This window comes from Dellaglioa sp. CoH-56-MRSF-13, from assembly GCF_056782095.1.
Window position 1 is genome coordinate 23112 of sequence record NZ_JBXAYC010000003.1, and the last position, 22530, is coordinate 45641.

General features: G+C 36.7%; 34 protein-coding genes. 29 read left to right on the top strand and 5 right to left on the bottom strand.

The annotated features are described in order from the left end of the window. Positions 1-3 precede the first annotated feature (3 nt). The 28 genes from rplP (at position 4) to rpsI (ending at position 15159) form a co-directional block, all read left to right on the top strand. On the top strand, positions 4-438 hold the full coding sequence (gene rplP / locus AC1RP1_RS03815) for a 50S ribosomal protein L16 (RefSeq protein WP_057974635.1): 435 nt from the start codon (positions 4-6) through the stop codon (positions 436-438). Then, complete coding sequence (rpmC, locus tag AC1RP1_RS03820) at positions 428-622, top strand: 50S ribosomal protein L29 (RefSeq protein ID WP_057974634.1); 195 nt, start codon at positions 428-430, stop codon at positions 620-622. The genes rplP and rpmC overlap by 11 nt, the downstream gene beginning before the upstream one ends. Before the next feature lie 25 nt (positions 623-647). Next, a complete protein-coding gene (gene rpsQ / locus AC1RP1_RS03825) occupies positions 648-914 on the top strand; it encodes a 30S ribosomal protein S17 (RefSeq protein ID WP_057974633.1) in 267 nt (88 codons plus the stop codon). Between the two features lie 52 nt (positions 915-966). After that, a complete protein-coding gene (gene rplN / locus AC1RP1_RS03830) occupies positions 967-1335 on the top strand; it encodes a 50S ribosomal protein L14 (RefSeq protein WP_409022023.1) in 369 nt (122 codons plus the stop codon). 32 nt (positions 1336-1367) lie between these two features. After that, a complete protein-coding gene (rplX, locus tag AC1RP1_RS03835; protein WP_409022024.1) occupies positions 1368-1676 on the top strand; it encodes a 50S ribosomal protein L24 in 309 nt (102 codons plus the stop codon). A 27-nt stretch (positions 1677-1703) separates the two neighbouring features. After that, a complete protein-coding gene (rplE, locus tag AC1RP1_RS03840) occupies positions 1704-2246 on the top strand; it encodes a 50S ribosomal protein L5 (RefSeq protein ID WP_409022025.1) in 543 nt (180 codons plus the stop codon). Positions 2247-2264: 18 nt separating this feature from the next. Further along, positions 2265-2450, top strand: coding sequence for a type Z 30S ribosomal protein S14 (locus tag AC1RP1_RS03845; protein WP_057974629.1), 186 nt, complete (start codon positions 2265-2267; stop codon positions 2448-2450). A gap of 33 nt (positions 2451-2483) precedes the next feature. Beyond that, positions 2484-2882 (top strand): 30S ribosomal protein S8, encoded by a 399-nt coding sequence (rpsH, locus tag AC1RP1_RS03850; RefSeq protein WP_057974628.1) that lies wholly within the window; start codon positions 2484-2486, stop codon positions 2880-2882. A gap of 30 nt (positions 2883-2912) precedes the next feature. Continuing rightward, complete coding sequence (gene rplF / locus AC1RP1_RS03855) at positions 2913-3449, top strand: 50S ribosomal protein L6 (RefSeq protein ID WP_481761615.1); 537 nt, start codon at positions 2913-2915, stop codon at positions 3447-3449. A 53-nt stretch (positions 3450-3502) separates the two neighbouring features. Then, positions 3503-3859, top strand: coding sequence for a 50S ribosomal protein L18 (gene rplR / locus AC1RP1_RS03860; protein WP_462298812.1), 357 nt, complete (start codon positions 3503-3505; stop codon positions 3857-3859). 19 nt (positions 3860-3878) lie between these two features. Continuing rightward, positions 3879-4379, top strand: a complete 501-nt coding sequence (gene rpsE, locus AC1RP1_RS03865; protein WP_409022028.1) for a 30S ribosomal protein S5 — start codon at positions 3879-3881, stop codon at positions 4377-4379. A 12-nt stretch (positions 4380-4391) separates the two neighbouring features. Further along, a complete protein-coding gene (gene rpmD / locus AC1RP1_RS03870) occupies positions 4392-4574 on the top strand; it encodes a 50S ribosomal protein L30 (protein ID WP_057974624.1) in 183 nt (60 codons plus the stop codon). A gap of 45 nt (positions 4575-4619) precedes the next feature. Continuing rightward, complete coding sequence (gene rplO / locus AC1RP1_RS03875) at positions 4620-5054, top strand: 50S ribosomal protein L15 (RefSeq protein ID WP_409022029.1); 435 nt, start codon at positions 4620-4622, stop codon at positions 5052-5054. Continuing rightward, positions 5054-6349: a preprotein translocase subunit SecY gene (secY, locus tag AC1RP1_RS03880; protein WP_409022030.1), complete on the top strand. Its 1296-nt coding sequence runs from the start codon at positions 5054-5056 to the stop codon at positions 6347-6349. The genes rplO and secY overlap by 1 nt, the downstream gene beginning before the upstream one ends. 76 nt (positions 6350-6425) lie before the next feature. After that, a complete protein-coding gene (locus AC1RP1_RS03885; RefSeq protein ID WP_481761614.1) occupies positions 6426-7088 on the top strand; it encodes an adenylate kinase in 663 nt (220 codons plus the stop codon). 196 nt (positions 7089-7284) lie between these two features. Further along, positions 7285-7503, top strand: coding sequence for a translation initiation factor IF-1 (infA, locus tag AC1RP1_RS03890; RefSeq protein ID WP_057974621.1), 219 nt, complete (start codon positions 7285-7287; stop codon positions 7501-7503). A gap of 35 nt (positions 7504-7538) precedes the next feature. After that, positions 7539-7655: a 50S ribosomal protein L36 gene (gene rpmJ / locus AC1RP1_RS03895; protein ID WP_057756760.1), complete on the top strand. Its 117-nt coding sequence runs from the start codon at positions 7539-7541 to the stop codon at positions 7653-7655. A 24-nt stretch (positions 7656-7679) separates the two neighbouring features. Further along, the gene (gene rpsM / locus AC1RP1_RS03900; RefSeq protein WP_057974620.1) at positions 7680-8045 is read left to right on the top strand and encodes a 30S ribosomal protein S13; all 366 of its coding nucleotides are present in this window, start codon (positions 7680-7682) and stop codon (positions 8043-8045) included. A 28-nt stretch (positions 8046-8073) separates the two neighbouring features. Next, a complete protein-coding gene (gene rpsK, locus AC1RP1_RS03905) occupies positions 8074-8463 on the top strand; it encodes a 30S ribosomal protein S11 (RefSeq protein WP_057974619.1) in 390 nt (129 codons plus the stop codon). Between the two features lie 85 nt (positions 8464-8548). Further along, positions 8549-9487: a DNA-directed RNA polymerase subunit alpha gene (locus AC1RP1_RS03910; protein ID WP_409022032.1), complete on the top strand. Its 939-nt coding sequence runs from the start codon at positions 8549-8551 to the stop codon at positions 9485-9487. A gap of 27 nt (positions 9488-9514) precedes the next feature. After that, positions 9515-9895, top strand: coding sequence for a 50S ribosomal protein L17 (gene rplQ, locus AC1RP1_RS03915; RefSeq protein ID WP_057974617.1), 381 nt, complete (start codon positions 9515-9517; stop codon positions 9893-9895). A 254-nt stretch (positions 9896-10149) separates the two neighbouring features. Beyond that, complete coding sequence (locus tag AC1RP1_RS03920; protein ID WP_481761613.1) at positions 10150-10572, top strand: GNAT family N-acetyltransferase; 423 nt, start codon at positions 10150-10152, stop codon at positions 10570-10572. Positions 10573-10843: 271 nt separating this feature from the next. Further along, entirely contained in the window at positions 10844-11689 is an 846-nt protein-coding gene (locus AC1RP1_RS03925; protein WP_481761612.1) for an energy-coupling factor ABC transporter ATP-binding protein, read from the top strand. Further along, complete coding sequence (locus tag AC1RP1_RS03930; RefSeq protein ID WP_481761611.1) at positions 11665-12543, top strand: energy-coupling factor ABC transporter ATP-binding protein; 879 nt, start codon at positions 11665-11667, stop codon at positions 12541-12543. The genes AC1RP1_RS03925 and AC1RP1_RS03930 overlap by 25 nt, the downstream gene beginning before the upstream one ends. Next, complete coding sequence (locus AC1RP1_RS03935; protein ID WP_481761610.1) at positions 12527-13330, top strand: energy-coupling factor transporter transmembrane component T family protein; 804 nt, start codon at positions 12527-12529, stop codon at positions 13328-13330. Before AC1RP1_RS03930 ends, AC1RP1_RS03935 begins: the two co-directional genes overlap by 17 nt. 12 nt (positions 13331-13342) lie before the next feature. Further along, complete coding sequence (gene truA, locus AC1RP1_RS03940) at positions 13343-14107, top strand: tRNA pseudouridine(38-40) synthase TruA (RefSeq protein ID WP_409022037.1); 765 nt, start codon at positions 13343-13345, stop codon at positions 14105-14107. A gap of 202 nt (positions 14108-14309) precedes the next feature. Next, positions 14310-14753 carry a 50S ribosomal protein L13 gene (gene rplM / locus AC1RP1_RS03945; RefSeq protein ID WP_057974611.1) on the top strand — a complete coding sequence of 148 codons (444 nt, stop codon included), beginning with the start codon at positions 14310-14312 and terminating at the stop codon, positions 14751-14753. A gap of 13 nt (positions 14754-14766) precedes the next feature. Continuing rightward, a complete protein-coding gene (gene rpsI / locus AC1RP1_RS03950; protein WP_409022038.1) occupies positions 14767-15159 on the top strand; it encodes a 30S ribosomal protein S9 in 393 nt (130 codons plus the stop codon). Positions 15160-15720: 561 nt separating this feature from the next. Here rpsI and AC1RP1_RS03955 read toward each other — a convergent pair. Genes AC1RP1_RS03955 through AC1RP1_RS03970 form a run of 4 tightly spaced genes read right to left on the bottom strand, consistent with a single transcriptional unit; the run spans position 15721 to position 20123 of the window. Next, entirely contained in the window at positions 15721-16413 is a 693-nt protein-coding gene (locus AC1RP1_RS03955) for a DUF6287 domain-containing protein (protein WP_481761609.1), read from the bottom strand. Positions 16414-16438: 25 nt separating this feature from the next. Continuing rightward, on the bottom strand, positions 16439-19120 hold the full coding sequence (locus AC1RP1_RS03960) for an SEC10/PgrA surface exclusion domain-containing protein (RefSeq protein ID WP_481761608.1): 2682 nt from the start codon (positions 19118-19120) through the stop codon (positions 16439-16441). 31 nt (positions 19121-19151) lie between these two features. After that, positions 19152-19517 carry a hypothetical protein gene (locus AC1RP1_RS03965; RefSeq protein ID WP_481761607.1) on the bottom strand — a complete coding sequence of 122 codons (366 nt, stop codon included), beginning with the start codon at positions 19515-19517 and terminating at the stop codon, positions 19152-19154. Between the two features lie 36 nt (positions 19518-19553). Next, entirely contained in the window at positions 19554-20123 is a 570-nt protein-coding gene (locus tag AC1RP1_RS03970; RefSeq protein ID WP_481761606.1) for a hypothetical protein, read from the bottom strand. A 233-nt stretch (positions 20124-20356) separates the two neighbouring features. On the opposite strand from AC1RP1_RS03970, the gene AC1RP1_RS03975 reads away from it, so the two are divergent. Next, positions 20357-20665, top strand: a complete 309-nt coding sequence (locus AC1RP1_RS03975; protein WP_481761605.1) for a helix-turn-helix domain-containing protein — start codon at positions 20357-20359, stop codon at positions 20663-20665. A 229-nt stretch (positions 20666-20894) separates the two neighbouring features. Here AC1RP1_RS03975 and AC1RP1_RS03980 read toward each other — a convergent pair whose 3' ends face one another. Continuing rightward, positions 20895-22118, bottom strand: a complete 1224-nt coding sequence (locus AC1RP1_RS03980; RefSeq protein WP_481762183.1) for an ISL3 family transposase — start codon at positions 22116-22118, stop codon at positions 20895-20897. Positions 22119-22530 lie beyond the last annotated feature (412 nt).

Consider the following 22530-nt stretch of genomic DNA (forward strand, 5'->3'; position numbering starts at 1 on the left):
CCTATGTTAGTACCTAAACGTACAAAATTCCGTCGTGAATTCCGTGGTAAAATGCGTGGGGAAGCTAAAGGTGGCAAAGAAGTCGCTTTTGGAGAATTCGGTTTACAGGCTCTTGAATCATCATGGATCACTAACCGTCAAATCGAAGCTTCTCGTGTCGCTATTAACCGTCATATGAAACGTGGTGGGAAAGTATGGATTAAAATTTTCCCTCATAAATCATATACTGCAAAAGCAATTGGTGTTCGAATGGGTTCTGGTAAAGGTGCTCCTGAAGGATGGGTAGCTCCAGTTAAACGTGGAAAGATCATGTTTGAAGTTGCCGGTGTTCCCGAAGAAGTTGCTCGCGAAGCTTTACGCTTAGCATCAAACAAACTTCCAGTGAGAACTAAAATTGTAAAACGTGAGGAAGTAGGTGGCGAATCACATGAAGGCTAAGGAAATTAATGAATTAACCACTGCTGAAATGATTACCAAAGAACAAGAATTTAAAGATGAATTGTTTAACTTACGCTTCCAATTAGCTACCGGTCAATTAGAAAATACCGCACGCTTAAGTGAAGTACGTAAAACAATTGCTCGTATTAAAACGGCATTACGCCAACAAGAATTAAACAAGTAGATTACGAAAGGGAGGCCATTTACGCATGAGTGAAACTCGTAACCAACGTAAAGTCTATCAAGGACGCGTTGTATCCGACAAAATGGATAAAACGATTAGTGTTCTTATCGAAACATACAAGACACACAAAACCTACGGTAAACGTGTGACTTATTCTAAAAAATTCTATGCACATGATGAAAATAACGAAGCAAAAATCGGCGATATCGTTCAAATTATGGAAACTCGTCCGTTGTCAGCAACTAAGAGATTCCGTTTATTAGATATCGTTGAAAAAGCAGTTATTGCTTAAGCATAATTGCCATTCGTATTTCTAATTTGCTATCGAAAGGAGGACACTTACTGTGATACAAACAGAAAGTCGTTTAAAAATTGCCGACAATTCAGGCGCAAAAGAAATCTTAACTATTAAAGTTTTAGGTGGATCAAAGCGTAAAACTGCTAATATCGGTGACGTTATTGTTGCTACTGTTAAACATGCAACACCAGGTGGTGTTGTCAAAAAAGGTGAAGTTGTTAAAGCTGTAATCGTACGTACAAAATCAGGTGCTCATCGCGCTGACGGTTCATACATCAAATTTGATGAAAATGCTGCCGTTATCATCCAAGATGATAAAAGCCCTAAAGGTACACGTATCTTTGGACCTGTTGCACGTGAATTACGTGATAACAATTTCATGAAGATTGTTTCTTTAGCACCCGAAGTATTATAAGAAATCCATCGGAAAACAAGGAGGTGCGCTAAATGTTCGTCAAAACTGGTGATAAAGTTCAATTAATTGCAGGTAAAGATAAAGGTAAACAAGGTACTGTTACTAAAGTTTTCCTTAAAGATGACCGTGTGATTGTTGAAGGCATGAATATTGCAAAAAAACATCAAAAACCTAGTAACTCGAATCCACAAGGTGGCATCGTGGATATAGAAGCACCAATTCACGTTTCAAACGTGATGCTTATCGACCCATCTACAAACGAACCAACTCGTGTTGGCTTCAAAGTTGTAGACGGCAAGAAAGTTAGAGTTTCTAAAAAATCAGGTGAAACTGTTAAATAGACCTACTGAAAGGAGGACACTTTCTTCATGACTAACCGTTTAAAAGAAAAGTTCACTAATGAAATTACACCATCTATGATGGAAAAATTTAACTACACATCAATTATGCAAACACCTCAAGTTGATAAAATTGTTATCAACATGGGTGTTGGTGATGCTGTTACTAATGCTAAAAATTTAGATAAAGCTGTTGAAGAATTAGCTTTAATCGCTGGTCAAAAACCTTTGGTTACAAAAGCTAAAAAATCAATTGCTGGCTTCCGTTTACGTGAAGGTATGCCAATCGGTGCTAAAGTTACTTTACGTGGCGAACGCATGTACGATTTCTTAGATAAATTAGTTTCAGTTTCATTACCTCGTGTGCGTGATTTCCGTGGCGTTAGCAAAAAAGCCTTTGATGGCCGTGGTAACTATACTTTAGGTGTTCGCGAACAATTAATTTTCCCAGAAATCGATTTTGATGATGTGGATAAAGTTCGTGGAATGGATATCGTTATTGTTACAACTGCTAATACTGATGAGGAATCAAAAGAATTACTCACACAATTAGGTATGCCGTTTTCTAAATAATAAGGAGGTTACAAAGCTTTGGCTAAAAAATCATTAATTGCAAAGAACAAACGTCCAGCAAAATTCTCTACACAAGCTTATACACGTTGCGAACGTTGTGGTCGCCCACATTCTGTTTATCGTAAATTTAAATTATGCCGTATTTGTCTTCGTGACCTTGCTCACAAAGGCCAAATTCCTGGTATGAAAAAAGCTAGCTGGTAAATCTAAAAGACAAGTTAAAGGAGGGTAAACTCAATGGTCATGACTGATCCGATCGCAGACTTTTTAACTCGTATCCGTAATGCAAACATGGTACGGCATGAGTCTTTAGAAGTGCCTGCTTCAAAAATCAAACGTGATATCGCTGAAATCCTTAAAAATGAAGGTTTCGTACGTGATATCGAATACATCGATGATGACAAACAAGGTATTATCCGTGTATTTTTAAAATTTGGAAAAGACAACGAACGTGTAATCTCTGGTATTAAACGTATCTCAAAACCAGGATTACGTACGTACGTTCAAGCTGATGCAGTTCCTAAAGTATTAAATGGTTTAGGAATCGCAGTTATCTCAACATCAGAAGGTGTGATGACAGATAAAGATGCACGCGCCAAACAAATTGGTGGCGAAGTCTTAGCATACATCTGGTAATCAATTAATTCGTAAGGAGGTGTCACTCGCGTGAGTCGTATAGGTTATAAAGAAATCGTTCTTCCTGCTGGTGTAGAAGTTACACAAGAAGGTCAAATGGTTACAGTAAAAGGCCCCAAAGGTGAATTAACTCGTAAGTTCTCTAGTGCTATTACAATGCATGTTGAAGGTCTTTCAGTTAAATTTACTCGTGAAAGTGACGATAAAAGCACTCGTGCCTTACATGGTACAATGCGTGCCAACGTAAACAACATGGTTCTTGGTGTTACAGAAGGTTTCAAAAAAGAACTTGAGTTGATTGGTGTTGGTTATCGTGCACAATTACAAGGGAAAAAATTAGTATTAAATGTTGGTTATTCACATCCAGTGGATTTTGAAGAACGCGAAAACTTAACTGTTGAAGTTCCTGCAAATACAAGTATTATTATTTCAGGTATCAGTAAACAAGAAGTTGGCGATCTTGCCGCAGAAATTCGTGCCGTTCGTCCTCCAGAACCTTATAAAGGTAAAGGAATTCGTTACGTTGGCGAATATGTTCGTCGTAAAGAAGGTAAAACAGGTAAATAATGCTGCTTAGCATTGCTTACTTTGTTTTTGAATAAAATCAAGAGGTGAAAATTGTGATTACAAAACCAGATAGAAATAAAACACGTTCAAAACGTCATTTACGTGTTCGTGGCAAGATTTCTGGAACTGCAGAGTGCCCACGCTTAAACGTATTCCGTTCTAATAACCACATCTACGCTCAAGTAATTGATGACGTAGCGGGTGTAACGCTAGCAAGTGCCTCAACAATTGATAGTGAAGTAACTGGCGACAGTAAAGTAGCAAAAGCTACTGCTGTTGGCGCATTAGTTGCTAAACGTGCTAATGACAAAGGTATCAAAGCTGTTGTTTTTGATCGTGGCGGATACTTATACCATGGACGCGTTGCTGCTTTAGCTGAAGCAGCTCGTGAAAATGGATTAGAATTCTAAGAAAGGGAGGAAATAGTTTATGACTTTCATTGATCCAACTCATTTAGATTTAGAAGATCGTGTTGTTGCGATTAACCGTGTTACTAAAGTTGTAAAAGGTGGACGTCGTCTACGTTTTGCTGCATTAGTTATTGTCGGTGATCACAATGGTCATGTAGGCTTCGGTACAGGTAAAGCTCAAGAAGTTCCTGAAGCAATCCGTAAAGCAGTTGAAGATGCTAAAAAGAACTTGATTGAAGTACCTATGGTCGGTACGACACTTCCTCACGAAGTTCTCGGTCAATACAGTGGTGGACGCATTATGCTTAAACCAGCTGTTGAAGGTTCTGGAGTTGCCGCTGGTGGTTCAGTTCGTGCCGTTATGGAACTTGCTGGAGTAGCAGATGTAACAAGTAAATCATTAGGCTCAAATACACCAATCAACGTTGTTCGCGCAACAATGGATGGTTTAAAGAAAATGAAGAGTGCTGAAGAAGTTGCTGCATTACGTGGCGTTTCTATTCAACACTTAGCTGACTAGGAGGACTAAAACATGACAGATTTAAAAATTACATTAAAACGCAGTGTCATCGGACGTCCTCAAAATCAACGCGAAATCGTTAAAGCTTTCGGTTTACACCGTATTAGCAGCTCTGTTATTCGTCCTAATGACGCAGTAACACGAGGCGTTATCGCCAAGATTTCTCATTTAGTGGACGTTGAAGAAGTTAAATAACATCAACATCTTGTTTGCAGTTTAAAATAAGGAGGTGCCAACCCTATGAAATTACATGAATTAAAACCAAGTGAAGGTTCTCGCTCAGTACGTAACCGTGTCGGACGTGGAACATCTTCAGGTAATGGTAAAACTTCTGGACGTGGTCAAAAAGGCCAAAAAGCCCGTAGTAAAGTACGTTTAGGTTTTGAAGGTGGACAAATGCCTTTATTCCGTCGTATGCCAAAACGTGGATTTAATAACTTCAACCGTAAAGAATATGCAGTTGTCAATTTAGATAGCTTAAACAAATTCGAAAACGGTGCTGAAGTAACACCAGCATTACTTGTTGAATCAGGTATTGTTAAGAACGAAAAATCAGGAATTAAAATTTTAGCTTCCGGCGAACTTAACAAGAAATTATCTGTTAAAGCAGGTAAATTCTCAGCTGCTGCTAAAGAAGCTATTGAAGCTGCCGGTGGTCAAACAGAGGTGATCTAATGCTTAAAGTGATGAAAAATGCATTAGCTGTGAAAGAAATCCGTCAAAAGATTTTTTTCACTTTATGCGTTTTAATTGTCTTTCGCTTAGGTACTTTTATAACAGTTCCTGGAATTAACCATGCTGCAATTGCTAGTGCAACAAGTAGTAACTTAGTTAGTCTTCTTAACACTTTTAGTGGTGGTGGATTAACTAATTACTCAATTTTCGCAATGGGGGTTTCACCCTACATTACAGCTCAAATTGTTATTCAATTACTACAAATGGACATTGTTCCTCGTTTTGTAGAATGGAGTAAGCAAGGTGAAGTTGGTCGTCGTAAATTGAATCAAGCTACACGTTACCTAACAATTGTCTTAGCATTTGTTCAATCTGTAGGTATCACCGCAGGGTTAGACTCATTAAGTAGTTTAGGTTTGGTTAACAATCCAAGTACGCAAACATATGTTGTTTTGGGCGTTATTTTAACAGCCGGAACAATGTTTACGACTTGGTTAGGTGATATGATTACTGAACGTGGTATTGGGAATGGTGTTTCCATGTTAATCATGGCAGGTATCGTTTCTCGTATTCCAGGTGGTATTAAACAGATTTTCAATGAACAAATTTTCCAAGCTGATAAAGGTGATCTTTGGGGGGGCATCTTGTTCATAGTTATCTTGCTCGTTATTATTTTTGCAATCGTAACTTTTGTAACATATGTTCAACAAGCTAACTATAAGATTCCAATTCAATACACAAGACGTGTTGCTGGTGCGACAGATAGTTCATATCTGCCACTTAAGGTAAACGTTGCGGGTGTTATCCCCGTTATTTTTGCGAGTTCGTTCATTGCAACACCCCAAACTGTGCTTTTGGCATTCCAAAGCTCACAAGGGGACACGACTTGGTATAAAGTATTAAGTCAAGTTTTCAACATGCAAACAACATACGGAGCCATCCTATATACCGTATTGATTGTCTTGTTCACATTCTTCTACGCTTTCGTACAGGTAAATCCTGAGAAACTCTCAGAGAATTTACAAAAACAAGGAAGTTATATTCCAAGTGTTTGGCCTGGTAAAGCAACAGAAAAATATGTTTCAAAATTATTAATGCGTTTAAGTACTGTTGGTTCATTATTCTTAGGATTTGTTGCTTTAATTCCATTATTAGCATCAAGTTTGTTCGGATTAGATGAATCAGTTGGTTTGGGTGGTACTAGTCTGTTGATTGTCGTTGGGGTTGCTCTTGAAACTATTCGTCAATTAGAGGGTATGATGATGAAACGTAAGTACGTCGGATTCATTAGATAATCGATAAAAAACAAATTTTAAACTGAGAATTAGGTTAGGCTGATGCCTAACCATTTCTCATATTAGGAGGATATTCATGACTAAAATGAACCTGATGTTAATGGGTTTACCTGGTGCAGGTAAGGGAACACAAGCTGAAAAGATTGTCGACGCTTTCCACATCGCTCATATCTCTACGGGAGACATCTTCCGTGCAGCAATGAAAAATGAAACACCAATGGGACTTGAAGCTAAAAAGTATATCGATCGTGGTGACCTTGTTCCTGATGAAGTCACAAATGGCATTGTCAAAGAACGATTAGCTGAAGATGATATTCAAGATGGCTACATGCTTGATGGGTTTCCAAGAAATATGGCACAAGCTGTTGCCTTGGACGAAATCGGTAAGGACCTTGGAAAACCTCTTAACGCAGTCATTGACATTCATGTTGATCCTGAATCTCTAATCGAACGTTTAACTGGTCGTTACATTTGTCGTAATTGTGGAGCTACATATCACAAAATCTTCAACCCCACAAAGGTTGAAGGAACATGTGATCGCTGTGGGCAACATGAATTTTATCAACGTGAAGATGACAAACTTGAAACGGTTAAAAATCGTTTAGAAGTTAACATCAAAATGAATACACCGTTATTAGATTTTTACGAACAACGTCATCTATTGTATACAGTAGATGGTAACCGCGATATTGAAGATGTATTTGCAGATATTGAAACGATTTTAAACAATCTCAAGTAATCTGAGTATTCCGCTGCAAAGTAATTGTGCCGGAGTGGCTAACTTGCATCTGAGATAGCGGTATGATAGAATAATTCCGGTTTATCTTTTCAGGAGGATATTTGTAATAATATCCTGATAAGAACGGGTGAGAGTGTCTAATTCTCGCCATTTTTACATGTAAAGTTAAAACACGATTTTAAGGAGGTACATTTACGTGGCGAAAGAAGAAGTAATTGAGATTGAGGGTACGGTCCGTGAAACGTTACCCAATGCGACTTTTCGAGTTGTACTTGAAAATGATCATGAAATTTTAGCTCATGTCTCTGGTAAAATTCGTAAGAATTATATTCGTATTTTACCTGGTGATAAAGTGACGGTTGAAATGTCTCCTTACGATTTAAGTAAGGGTCGTATTACTTATCGCTTTAAATAGATTGTACTTCAAAAACTTTTAGGAGGTATAATTCAATGAAAGTAAGACCATCAGTAAAACCAATGTGTGAACATTGTAAAGTTATCAAGCGCAAAGGTCGAGTTATGATCATTTGTAGCGCAAATCCAAAACATAAACAACGTCAAGGATAATAAAAATTAGGAGGTGTAATTGTTATGGCTCGTATTGCAGGTATTGATATTCCACGTGATAAAAGAATCGTGGTAGCATTAACTTACATTTATGGAATCGGTAATACAACTGCTGCTAAGATCTTGGTAGAAGCAGAAGTATCAGAAGATATTAGAACTCGTGATTTAACAACTGACCAAGAGGATGCAATCCGTAAAGTTGTTGATCAATTTAAAATTGAAGGTGACTTACGTCGCGAAATCAGTTTAAACATTAAACGTCTCCAAGAAATTGGAACGTACCGAGGCATGCGTCATCGTCGTGGTTTACCAGTTCGTGGACAAAACACGAAAAACAACGCTCGTACACGTAAAGGCCCAGCTACATCAATTGCAGGCCGCAAGAAATAATTACTAGATTAAGGAGGTAATACTATTTATGGCAACTAAGAAAGTTTCTCGCAAACGCCGTGTTAAAAAACATATTGAAGCCGGTGTTGCACATATTCATTCTACTTTTAACAATACACTTGTTATGATTACTGATGTTAACGGTAACGCTGTTGCATGGTCATCAGCTGGTGCATTAGGTTTTAGAGGTAGTCGTAAATCTACACCATTCGCAGCACAAATGGCAGCAGAAGCTGCAGCTAAAGGCTCAATGGAAAATGGTATGAAGACTGTTGAAGTAGCAGTTAAAGGACCTGGTTCTGGCCGTGAAGCCGCAATCCGTGCTTTACAAACTACTGGTCTTGAAGTAACAGCAATTCGCGATGTTACTCCAGTGCCTCATAATGGATGTCGTCCTCCAAAACGCCGTCGTGTTTAACGTGGATTAATATTCATTACGGAGTTGAACTTCATAATGTTTTCACTAGATTACACGTTACGTTTTGAAAGGGGTAAAGATAAGAATGATTGAATTTGAAAAACCAAATATTCATAAGATAGATGAAAGTCCTAACTATGGTAAATTTGTTGTAGAACCACTTGAACGCGGTTATGGTACGACATTAGGTAATTCACTTCGTCGGATTCTATTATCTTCCTTACCAGGCGCATCTATTACTAATATTCAAATTGATGGTGTTTTACATGAGTTTTCAACTATTGAAGGCGTATTGGAAGATGTTACTCAAATTATCTTGAATATTAAGAAAGTTGCTTTGAAGTTAGCTGCTGATGAAGACCAATCCATCGAAATTGATGTGAAAGGTCCCGCAGAGGTTACTGCCGGTGACATCATTGTAAACAGTGATGTTGAAGTATTAAATCCCGACTTGTACATTTGTACAGTCGCAGAAGGTGCATCTTTTCATGTTCGCATGAACGCTAGCAATGGTCGTGGATACGTATCTGCTGATCAAAACAAAGCGGAAGATATGCCAATTGGCGTATTACCAATTGACTCCATTTATACCCCAATCGAACGTGTGAACTACCAAGTAGAAAAAACACGTGTTGGTCAAAAAGATGATTATGACAAATTGACACTTGATGTTTGGACTAATGGTTCAATTACACCAAGCGAAGCCATTAGTTTGTCGGCTAAAATTTTAACTGAGCATTTGACTTTATTTGTTGATTTAACCGATGAAGCTAAAAATGCTGAAATTATGGTTGAAAAAGAAGAAACACATAAAGAAAAAATGCTCGAAATGACGATTGAAGAACTTGATTTATCAGTTCGTTCATACAATTGTTTGAAACGTGCTGGAATCAACACGGTTCAAGAATTAACGAATAAATCCGAAGCTGACATGATGAAAGTCCGTAACTTGGGCCGTAAATCATTGGAAGAAGTTAAAGCTAAATTAGCTGCGCTTGATTTATCATTACGTCATGATGACTAATATTATATAGAGGGAGGGAAACTATTCATGAGTTACCGCAAATTAGGACGTACAAGTTCTCAACGTAAAGCAATGTTACGTGATTTAACAACAAGTCTTATTATCAACGAACGAATTGTGACTACTGAAGCTCGCGCTAAAGAAGTACGCAAATCTGCCGATAAAATGATTTCTTTAGGTAAACGTGGTGATTTAGCTTCACGTCGTCGTGCTGCTGCTTTCGTAAGAAACACAGTTGCTGACGTGAAAGAAGATGGTGACGATGTCACTGTTCAATCAGCATTACAAAAATTATTTTCTGATGTAGCTCCTCGTTACGCTGAACGTAATGGTGGATACACTAGAACTATGAAAACAATGCCTCGTCGTGGCGATGCCGCACAAATGGTTATTATTGAATTAGTATAATTCGTTAACAGATAATTTTTCACTTTGATTGATGATTAAAAACAAACGTTATGATGATGGAGTAATCTTAGTCTAGTTTGAAGGTTCTTCACATTTGTGATTTGCCGGTCATCCTTCATAGTGATTTTTTATTGTCTAATGAGGTCTGAAAAAAGGGTTCTGAACACATTTTAATAATGTGTTCAGAACCCTTTTTTTATGTGCTAAAACCTAGTATGATAATAGTATTCTTAATCTGTTTAGGGGGTAATGTGATGGCACAAAGTTCAATACAACTTTACCGTTATGATAGTAAATATTTATCGGAAATAACGACATTATTCAACCAAACAATTCAAGAGATTAACCGACAAGATTATTCACAACTAGAAATTAATGAGTGGGTGCAGAATAATCCAGATCTGAGTGCATGGCATAAACGATTAAGTGAATCATTTACGCTACTTGCCATCAAAGATTTAAAGGTCATAGGATTTGGTAACCTTGAAGTAACAGGACATATTGATATGCTGTACGTAGAGAGTTCTATGATTCGACAGCATATCGGAGCGCTTATTTTAACAGAATTAACAAATTACCAAAGGAATGAATTACAAATAAATGTACAAACGGTAGAGGCTTCAATAACTGCTGTCTCTTTTTTTGAACATTATGGGTTTAAAATTATAAAAAGATAAGATAATTATCGACATCAACAAAATCTAGTTAATTATCAAATGGTGAGAGAAATTTAGCTTAAAATGCAGTTCTTAGCGCAATATAAAAAGGTGTGACTAAATGGCTGTTTATTGTTAATTAAGAGCTTAAAAGTACAAAAAATGCATTTTAGATGTATGTTGTATAGATAGGACAACTATAAAGAGTAAAAGTATAAATACACTGAGTTCATTTTGGCCTGTGATATAATGCAAAACGTAAGTTATCTTGTGAATTGTGAGGACAGTAACAATGACTGAATTAATTAAAGTTGATCATTTAAATTATCAATATGAAGCACAAAAAGAAATGAGTGAAATGGCACTTAAAGATGTGTCCTTTACGATTGAAAAAGGTGACTGGGTTGCAATTATTGGTCATAACGGTAGTGGGAAAAGTACATTATCTAAAAATATTAATGGCTTGCTAGCACCTCAATCAGGTGAAATCACAGTAGATGGCCTTATTTTATCACCAGAAACGGTCTGGGATATTCGTCGTAAGATTGGCATCGTTTTTCAAAACCCAGATAACCAGTTTGTGGGAGCAACTGTTGAAGATGACGTTGCATTTGGACTTGAAAACAATGGAATAGAACGTAAAGAAATGCAAGAACGAGTCAGAGACGCGCTTGAACGTGTAGATATGTGGGAGTTTGCGGCCAAGGAACCTGCTAGACTATCTGGGGGACAGAAACAACGTGTCGCAATCGCTGGAATTGTCGCTCTAAGGCCAGAAGTTATCATCTTGGATGAATCAACTAGCATGTTGGATCCAGAAGGTCGTGACGAAGTTTTGAGCCTAATACATCAACTCAAAGAAGAACGTGGGCTAACAATTATTTCAATCACGCATGATATTAATGAAGCGGCAAGTGCTGACAAAATTATGGTTATGGACAAAGGCGAGCTGGTAAAAGAAGGCACACCTGCTGAAATTTTTGCACTTGGTGAACAATTAGTAGATATGGGATTAGATATTCCATATCCAGAACGCTTAAAAGTCGCGCTTAAAAAACGTCATTTTGACATTCCGGACGACTATATGACAGAGGAAGGTATGGTAGATTGGTTATGGCAATTAAATTCAACGAAGTAGCCTTTACCTACCAAAAAGGGACACCTTTTGAAAGTCGGGCGCTACATAATATCAATCTTGAAATTGAGGACGGCTCATTTACAGCAATTGTTGGACATACAGGTTCTGGTAAATCGACCCTATTGCAACATTTAAATGGCCTATTAAAACCAACTGAAGGTAAAATTACAATTGGGAATCAAATCATTACACCAGAAACGGCCAATAAAACGTTAAACGATTTACGAAAACAAGTTGGCATCGTTTTTCAATTTCCAGAAGCACAATTGTTTGAAGAAACGGTTATTAAAGATGTGGCATTTGCGCCAAAAAACTTTGGTAAAACAGATGAAGAAGCTGAGAAAATAGCGACAAAAATGTTGAAGTTAGTTGGATTACCAGAGAATATCTATCAGCAATCACCATTTGACCTCTCTGGTGGTCAAATGCGTCGCGTAGCAATCGCTGGAATTCTGGCTATGGAACCTAAAATCTTGGTTTTAGACGAACCCACAGCAGGATTAGATCCTAAAGGTCGCGTTGATATGATGGCAATGTTCGAAGAACTTCATCGTGAACAAAATTTGACGATTATTCTCGTAACGCATCAGATGGATGATGTGGCAAATTATGCGAATCACGCTATTATCATGTCAAAAGGAACGATTATTAAATCGGGCACACCAAGAGAAGTTTTTGCTGATCCAGAGTTCTTATTAAGTAACCATTTGAACGTGCCAACAACAACGTTATTTTCAAAAAAATTAATTGAAAAAGGCTTTGAATTCAAGGAGATGCCTTTAACAGAGAATGAATTAGCCGACGACCTCGTCACGCTGCTAAGCCAAAATGGAGGTCATGACGCTAATGAATAAGTTGATTTTTGGACGTTACATAGCGGGTGATTCACTCGTTCACCGCATGGATCCGCGTGCTAAATTAGTTTTGAGTTTTTATTTTGTTGGAATAATCTTTATGGCAAATAATTGGCAAAGTTTTTCTATGCTTTTAGTTTTTACGTTAGGATGTATTTTAGCGTCAAAAATTAATATGAGTTTCTTTTTAAAAGGTGTCCGGCCATTAATTTGGCTGATTATCTTTACGGTTGCTTTGCAAATGCTATTTTCAAGTGGTGGCCAAATGTACTGGCATTGGGGGATTTTTAAAATTTCTCAATTTGGTGTGACAAATGGATTATATATTTTTTGCCGATTTATTTTAATTATTTTTATGTCAACATTATTGACGTTGTCAACGGCACCACTCCAACTAGCAGATGCGATTGAATCTTTATTAAAACCACTTAAAGCAATCAAATTTCCAGTTTATGAAATTGCGTTAATGTTATCAATCGCGTTACGTTTTGTCCCTACATTAATGGATGAGACAGAAAAAATTATGAACGCTCAACGAGCTCGAGGTGTGAACTTTGGTCAAGGGTCGCTAATTAAACAAATGCAATCAATTATCCCGTTGTTAATTCCGCTATTTGTAAGTTCGTTCAATCGTGCCGAAGATTTAGCGATTGCCATGGAATCTCGTGGTTACCAGGGTGGAGAAGGTCGAACAAAGTATCGTATTTTAAAATGGCGGACGGCTGATACGTTAGCTTTTGTTTTATTCGCTATCGTTACCGTTGCATTAGTCTACCTCAAAAATTAAGGATGAATAAATATGTCAGTACGTTTTAAAATTACCGTTGCTTATGATGGCGCAGCTTTTGCAGGGTTTCAGAGGCAGCCAAACCAACGGACGGTTGAATCTGTCTTAGAAAAAGCAGTAACAATTATGAGTAAATCAGAAGTACCAGTTAGAATTTATGGTTCAGGCCGAACAGATGCTGGCGTTCATGCCTTAGGACAGGTTTTTCATTTTGACTTCATGCATGAAATTCCGGAAACTAGCATGATGAGAGCATTGAACAGTTTATTGCCACTGGATGTTCAAGTTAAAAAAGCCGAACTTGTCAGTGATGATTTTCATTCACGCTATAGTACGCATGGTAAACGATATATGTATCGTGTTTCTCAAGGTGAATTTACCGACCCATTTAAACGCTTCTACACGGGTCATTATAAATACAAGATAGATATCGCCAAAATTGAAGAAGCATTACCTGATTTAGTTGGCGAACATGATTTTTCTAGTTTCGTGGCGGCAGGTAGCCAGGTTACAGATCACGTTCGGACGATTTATGAGGCAACCGTGAGAGAAGATAAAGAAAACCATGAAATTATTTTTGAATTTTATGGAAATGGCTTTCTGTACAATATGGTCCGAATTTTAGTCGCTACACTCCTAGAAATAGGGAACGGCCGGCGTCCGGTTCATGATATTTTACGGTTATATGAAGTAAAGGATCGACAACAAGCTCGAGAAACAGCTCCGGCGAGTGGATTATATTTAAAAAAGGTTTATTATCCGGACGAATTAGGGTAATATAGAAGTTATTGACAATATGAATACTAAGGCAATTTTAAATCTGAAAAGGTGTTATTTATTTGTGGGATGCCCATAAATTAGATTGACAAATTGACTTTTAATAGTTAATATTATAAATGGTATTGTTTGCCCCACTGATAGGCCCCGGAAACTTATTTGAGTGTCAAACAAACAACATGAAAAAACGGAGGAAACAATCGTGCGTACAACTTATTTAGCAAAAAAAGGCGAAATAGAACGTAAATGGTATGTTATTGATGCAACTGATATTTCTTTAGGTCGCTTATCAACTGTCGTTGCTTCTATCTTACGCGGTAAAAACAAACCAACATTCACACCTAATGTGGATACTGGTGATAACGTTATTGTTATCAATGCAGAAAAGGTTGGTTTAACTGGTCACAAAGCTGACAGAAAATTATACCAACATCATACAGATCATCCAGGTGGTTTAAAAACTCGTACTGCTGGTGATTTCCGTGCCAACGATCCTGAAAAATTGATTGCTTTCTCTGTTAAAGGTATGCTTCCAAAAGGTACTCTTGGTAAAGAACAAGCATTGAAATTACACGTATATCGTGGTGCAGAACATGATCAACAAGCACAACAACCAGAAACTTTAGATATTACAAACTTAATTTAAGGAGGCAATTGAAATGGCTCAAGTCGTATATTCAGGAACAGGTCGTCGTAAAAACTCAGTAGCTCGCGTACGTTTAGTACCAGGTACTGGTAAAATTACTATCAACAACAAAGCAATTGAAGATTACATTCCATTTGCTAACTTACGTGAAGTAGTCTTACAACCATTTAACGCTACAGAAACATTAGGTAGTTATGATGTTTTAGTTAACGCTAATGGTGGTGGCTTCTCAGGTCAAGCTGGCGCAGTTCGCCATGGTATTGCTCGCGCATTACTTACAGTAGATCCAGATTTCCGTGCAGCTCTTAAATCTGCAGGATTACTTACTCGTGATCCTCGTATGAAAGAACGTAAGAAACCAGGTCTTAAGAAAGCTCGTAAAGCAAGCCAATTCTCAAAACGTTAATATATATTTATATCGATATTTTGAAGCACTTCACAAAGCAATTTGTGAGGTGTTTTTTTTGGTATATTGCAGTTGTCACTGGTGAATATTTTTGGTTCTATTGCAACTATTGTTGGTGAATATATTATGGAGGGTGTTGTCACTTTGTGACAACGCCTTTTTTATGTACATAATCCTCATTACAAAGAAAATGTGTTTCCTAAAATTACTGAAATCGTAGGCATTACGTTTAATATGTTTCAATTCATTGTTAGTTTCTTAAAGTTGGCCACTAGAATAACGTAGTAGCCTAATAGAGATGCCCGCCATCCGTAGCTAACAATTTGATTATGTTGAGAACTCTGCAGGGGTGTCAGGCATTTTTGAAGGTAATCTAAAGTACCATAAACTCCGATGACTGCTGGATTAAGGAGTGCTTTCAGCAAATTTCATATTTAGTAAAACCTTAGTATTATTTGTCATAGGAGACTCTTTTTAGTGTCATACAAAAAAATCTGTTGCCAGTGATAGATTTTTCTATCACTGGCAACAGATATTGTAGACCTTCTATTTATATATATATTAACTTTGGCTGTAAACCGCGGTCACTGAGTTACTACTTGACCAAACAACAATCAGATTCTGCTTGTTCGTTTCTTCACCAGTATTAACACCATATTCGTGACTAGTCCCTTTGGGATAGAACATGACGGACCAATTAATAGAAACATCACTTGCATTACTTAAGCTGGCGGTTAAGATATTATTAGCAACTTCAAATTTCGTCGCATGCAGCCCATTCTGATCTTTTAAGCCAGCTTTATTTAATGTAAACGAAGATGATGACACTAGACTATCTTTAGTAATATTTAACGGCTGAACATCATCAAGTGGTAAGTCGCGTCCCCGTGCTTCTAACTTCACAATTTGCCACTGACCGACGATACTGCTGTAATCACTGACTTGAATTTGATCTAAATTCATCTGTTTTGGTTGATTTACTTCTTTGGCAGGCGTCTTTTTAATCGTATTTACTTTTTTTGACGACTGCGCTTTTTTCTTATCTGACACGGATTCTTTTTTTGGTTGATTTACTTCTTTAGTATGCGTCTTTTTAGTTGTATCTGCTTTTTTTGACGACTGCGCCTTTTTCTTATCTGACACGGATACTTGTTTTGGCTGACTTGTTTGCTCAGACTGTGACTTTTGTTGCCCACACGCTGTTAATAAAGCAACCATTACGATACTAGTCATTACAAGTAAAGGCTTCTTCATCTCAATTCCTCCTTACAATAACGAATTAGTGTTTACGACGGCGCGTTCCTGCAAGTCCAAAGAGACTAACGGCACCAACAAGAGCTGCACCAATCACTGAAACGACTGACGAATTAGTTTCGTCAGTTTGTGGTAATACCGAAGCACCTAATATTTTAGCGTTATTGATTTCTGAATGATCAGCAGCTTTAAGACGTGATGTTGATGTATTATTGCTTGGTGCAACAATACCATTGTTGTCAGTCGTGTCTTTAGCTGTTTCACTACCTTTAGCAACAACAGAACCAGTTACGTTACCTTTATCTGAACCATTGTCTGAACCTGTTACATGACCAGTATGTGAACCAGAATCGTTATCAGTACCAGTTGATGGTTTGTCAACATTGTTCAAAGCATCTTCGATGTCTTTTTCATGTTGTAATTTAGCTAATGCAGCTTGTGCATCGTCTAAAGCTTTCTTAGATGCATCAGCGATTGCTTGTAACTTCGCATATTGTGCATCGTCAGCAACGGAAGCAGCTTGTGCATCTTCGGCAGCTTTAACAGCCTCGTCGTATGCTTTTTTAGCAGCTTCAACAGCTTTTGTTGCGTCAACTAAGTTAGCTTCAGCATTCTTTAAGTCATCTAAATGATTTGTTTTTTCGCCAAGTGCGTCTTGACCAGCTTTTAAAGCTGCTTGAGCGGCACTTAATTTAGCAGTTGCATCTTTTAATGCAGTTTTAGCAGTAACTAATTTAGCATTAGCTGCGTCTAAAGTCATGTGTTTTTGAGCTTGTGTTGTTTTAGTTGTAGCTAAGGCAGCTTGTGCATCTTTTAAAGCTTGTTGTTTTTGAGGCATTGATGCATTTAAATCATCAACAACTGTTTGTGCATTTTTAACAGCTACAGTAGCAGTTTTAACATCGTTTTGTGCTTTAGTTAAGGCTGTGTGTGCTGTTGCTTGTTTTGTTTTAGCAGTTGCTAAAGCAGTTTTAGCTGTAGCTAAGGCTTGGTTAGCTTTAACTGTTTGTGATTTAGCTGCTGCAAGAGCTGCATCAGCAGTTTTTGAAGTTGCTGTTTTAGCAGTAACGTCGCTTGCTAATTTATCAATTTGAGCTTGACTGACAGTTCCAGATTCAACAGGTGTAGTGCTAAATTTAGAAGCGTCGTTAACATCATAGTCATCAACAAAGTTAAAGAAACTTGTTAAGAAGATATTACCGTTAGATTGTTTAAATTGACCGAAGCCAAGACCGAACCATGTGTTATTGGCAGGTGTATATGTTGCCATAATGCCAGCAACACTTACGGCATGGCCCCATTCACCCCCATTGAATAAGAAGGCATTCATTGAATCATAGATAGATTTCTTGAAAGCATCAAGACTAAGATTCCAACCATTTTCAGATGATTTATCGAAGATAGTATTCATATCTTGTTGTGTTAAGTATGTTAATCCCATACCGTTAGCAATGCTGTTGTTTAATGCATTGTCATGACCATCATCAGGATCGTTATTCTTAGATGTATAAGCATCGCCGATTGATTGACCTAATTTTTTAGAACCTTCTGAGACTTCAACTTGTGTGCTACCAAAACGGTCACGCACTTCATTTAATAATTGTTTAGCATATTCATTTAAGTCATCAAGATATTTGTTTAAATCTGATTGGTTGTTAATATGAACAGTTTTATCTTGGTCATTTGAAATGTAGCCGCCATTTAATGCCCATTCTTTTTCAGTTGCAGCTGTTAAACTGTCAATGACATCTTGATAATTAGCGTCAGCTGATGAAGCATCTGAATAAGCCTTTAAGGCATTAATGTAGTCTTGGCTTAAGTTGATGTGATTTTGGTTAGCTTGATGATTACCTTGTTGTTTCTTAGCATCATCTAATGCTTTTTGAGCAGTATCTTTAGCTTTTTGAGCAGCGTCAGCTTTAGCTTTAGCATCATTTTGTTGTTTGTTAGCATCAGTTACGCCAGTTTGAGCGTTATTAACATTGTTTTGTGCGTCAGCAATATTCTTGTCAGCTTGGTCAGCACCTTTTTGAGCATTGTCTTCAGTTGTTTGAGCTTGATCCAAGTTATCTTTGGCATTGCTTAAATTCTTGTCGGCTTCGGCTGAACCTTTGCCATCAAGGTTATTTTGAGCATTATCAACGTTTTCTTGAGCTTTATCAGCATCTTTATCAGATTGGTCAGCACCTTTTTGGGCTTCATCAACGCCAGTTTGAGCATTATCGACATCTGTTTTACCTTTATCAACATCTGTTTTAGCGTTATCAACGTCTTGACCTAATTGGTTATTTGTTTTGTCTTGTTCGTCAACTGCATCTTGAGCGTTATTGATAGATTCATCAGTTGCGTTATCAGCAGTATTTTGCGCATTTTGTTGATTATCAACAGCACTGTTTAAATCTTCTTGTGATTGATTAGCATTTTCTTCAGTTTGACCAGCATTGTCTTTAGAAGCATCGGCTGTGTCTTTAGAAGTATCAGCAGCACTTTGATCTTTGTCAGCTGTATCTTTGGCATTATCAACGTCAGTTTGAGCGTCTTTAATATCGTCATCTAATTTTTGACTGTTAGATTGAACTGTTTGAGTATGAGTTGTTTCAGTTGAGTCGGGTGTAGTTGTTGCAGCGTTTGCCGTTGTTGTAGCACCAACGACAGTAACTCCAGCGATTAATGCACTTGATAATAAAGTAATGTTTGATTTTTTCATAATATAAAATATCCTCCCAATAAATTAATAATTATTTAGCAACCTGTTCAAATTTTAACCCCTCTAATAAAAATCCGAAGCCCATCATTTGTGAACCAGTTACGGAATTAAGTGTAAATGTTTTTTTATCTTTGTCTAAACTAGCTTTCATTGTATAATCATCAAATTTCATGGTAAGTTTACCGTCTTCAATTTCATAAGTACCTTGGTCTGACTTTTTATCAGTTTCAACTTTAGTCACAGTGTTTCCTTTAAACTTCAACTCAAATTTGGAACCACCCATGTCGGAAATATAGCTTCCATCCATCTTATTTGAATTGCCCATCATAAACATAGCCACAATAATAACTATAGCTACTATACTGACACCGGTAATAATATTTGCTTTTTTTGACATTTTTTCTCCATTTTTATAAATTTAATATAATAAATCTTATTTTCTGAACGAATTAAATGCACTGACGGTTGAGGACATAGCTGCCAAGCGTGCATTTGAGGCAATATCTTGTTGTAAGCCTCTCATTTCTTCCTGCATTGAAAGTTGAGTTTCTTGGAATTGTTGTGTTTCTAAAATGTTAAAGGCTTCTTGCAAATCACGTGCCCGAGTTTCATCAATTAATTTCCAAAGACGAAAAATATCGAAATAGTTGTAGAATTTCTCTGGGAATCCTTGCTTGCCTGCAATATAATCTTCATTTGCCATTTCAGCGTCCAAGTCTGCTAAGGCTTGTGTTTTAGATTCATTACCCGGCATAATATAAACAAAATATTTAAAAGCAAATAGCGCGATAACAGCAATGATGAATGGCATCGCCGCACTTGTCTGACTAGTAATCATAAAAAGAACAATTAAAACGACTAATGCGATGATTATTCCTCGAAATTTTTTCTTACCTTTTTCAATCTTAGCCTCTGCTTCACGAATTTGTTGTTGGATAACTGCAGCTCCCGCTGTAACACTTCTTTTTGCCATTAAAAAATCTAAAAGTTCTTCTTTATTCATAATTTTCTCCCTTTTCTTTGAACGAATTATTAACCAACCTTTACCAAACGATCCCTATAAAATCTCCTCCCCCAAAAAAGTAATTTATATCTTGCACTATCTTCACATGATATATTTTATCTCAAAAATATACTCAATACTACCTTTTTATGTAACTTTATAGGTATACTGAGAGCTTTGAAAGTGTGCGCACTTAATTTATCATTAAACATATGGATAAATAGGAGCGATTTATGATTATACTTGTGGGCACTTTCATTCGGAAAAAGCGAAAAGAATTAGGACTTACAATTGAAGAATTGGCAGAAATGGCGGACGTATCCGCCAGCTATTTGGCTCGACTCGAAAGAGGACAATTAGACGATACGAGTACAAGAAAGTTGGAACTAGTTCTGAATGCCTTACAATTAAATTTGGCTGATATATTAATGAGTAATGATTTTAACGACATTTATACGCCCGAATTAATTAACAGATTGAAAAGCATGACCACAGATGATAGAATGCGTATCTCTAAAGCGTTACTGGAAATCTTGAAATAGAAATTGATTAGACATATATTAAATGGGTAGAGAGTGTGTAAAGCATAAAAAAAGACACCATTAATGGTGTCTTGACTAGTCTATTTTATGGTGTTAATTTTATCTCGTATTATGGATTTTATTCAATGTTGTTCCTTTTTCAATATTGTAAAGTATTGATACAAGTGGATTCAAATAGATAAGATTCCATGAAGTATTAATCGATAATTCTCAAAACGCTAATATATATTTATATCGATATTTTGAAGCACTTCACAAAGCAATTTGTGAGGTGTTTTTTTGTATGGATTTTAAGTGTATAAAATATTCTAGTTCGGAATCTACGAAAATTTCTAAATTCAAAACCAACGCGTTTAATGACCTTAATTTTATTGTTTATTCCTTCTAAAGGACCGTTAGTATAATAATAGCCAAAATTATTTTTAATCTCAGAATGGTGACAAAGCAACGTTTCAATACTTTTAAGCATTTCTTCAGAACACCTTTCGGTGTTTCTAACTGTAAAATCATAAGATTTCCAGTCCTTCAACCGAATGGTTGATCTTATTTGGTTCATGAGTTCATATGATTTATTTAGTTCAGGATGAATCGCTAATAAATGATCAACGACATTTGTTTCTGTTGTTAGGTATGGGAAATAAGTCCATTTCTTGAAATTTTTAAAATCTAAGGTTTCAGAAGGTTTTAACAGGAGCTTCCAGTAACGTTTTAGTGCTTTGTAGTCTTGTGATGATTTTGAAAGTTCTTTCATCAGTCTAATTCTAGTTTTAGTGAATCCACGATTCACTGAATTGATAATATGAAAGGTATCTATGATGACAATCGCGTTAGGAAAGACTTCTTTGGCTAGTTTAGGATAGGTATAATTCATATCAGTTACGATAATTTTCACGTTTTTTCTAGCTGCAGCTGAGTAACGATAAAAATAACGTTCTATTTGATAGAATCTTCTAAAAGATAAAAGTTTGATTAATTCATGGTTACTAGCATCCATAAATTCAAAACTCATGGCATCTGTAGCTGATTTGGTACTCTTGACTTCGTCAAGTAGGAGTACTTTAGGTAAAAATTTATAATTAGGTTTAAAATCACGTTCAAAGGTCATTAAAATACGACCTACAAAGGAATCAGGATTCGAAATTTCATTAGCAATATGAGTTAAAGAAACGGATTCCGCTAATTTAGTTAAACAGAGCTGTTTAGATAGATTGGAAATCGTACAATTTTTAGGAACCACACTTGTTTGGACAAGGAAGTATGACTGCCGCTCATGACAGCTAAAGTATCTTCGTTTGAGTGATAAAATGATACATTTACCAAAAAATTTAGGGTAGCGTATGGGTGTTTGACGCCAACTATACCTGATAATCTGTCCTTCGTTTTTAATATCACAATTTGGACAATCCCTTCGGCTGGTAATCAAGAACACGGTTAAATCGAGTGACACCGTCATTAGAAGACTGATAATCAACAATCGTTAGACTACTGTCTTTTATTTTAAGCCAAAATTTAGTATGATTAGGCATGCGGAGAGTTCCATCTTTCTTATTAATTCATCTGTGGTGGTTGAGGGATAATGAACATGGATGAACTCGTAACCAAAAGTCTTATGACTTTTGGCTTTTTTTTGTTATTATACAAAAAAACTGTCATCAGTAATAGTTTTTACACTAGTCCCAACAACAGATAGTACAGAGCCTTTTTATTGTATTTAAAATTTAAAGATATTTCCTTCTATTTGGAATATTCGTTGGGTTTTGGGAGCAACTACTGATAATAACCTAGCTAAAACACAAAGAAAAGTAAAGGGTATATAAACGATTTCTCCTCCCTTTACATTTTTTCATTTTTGCAGAAGGATTAAT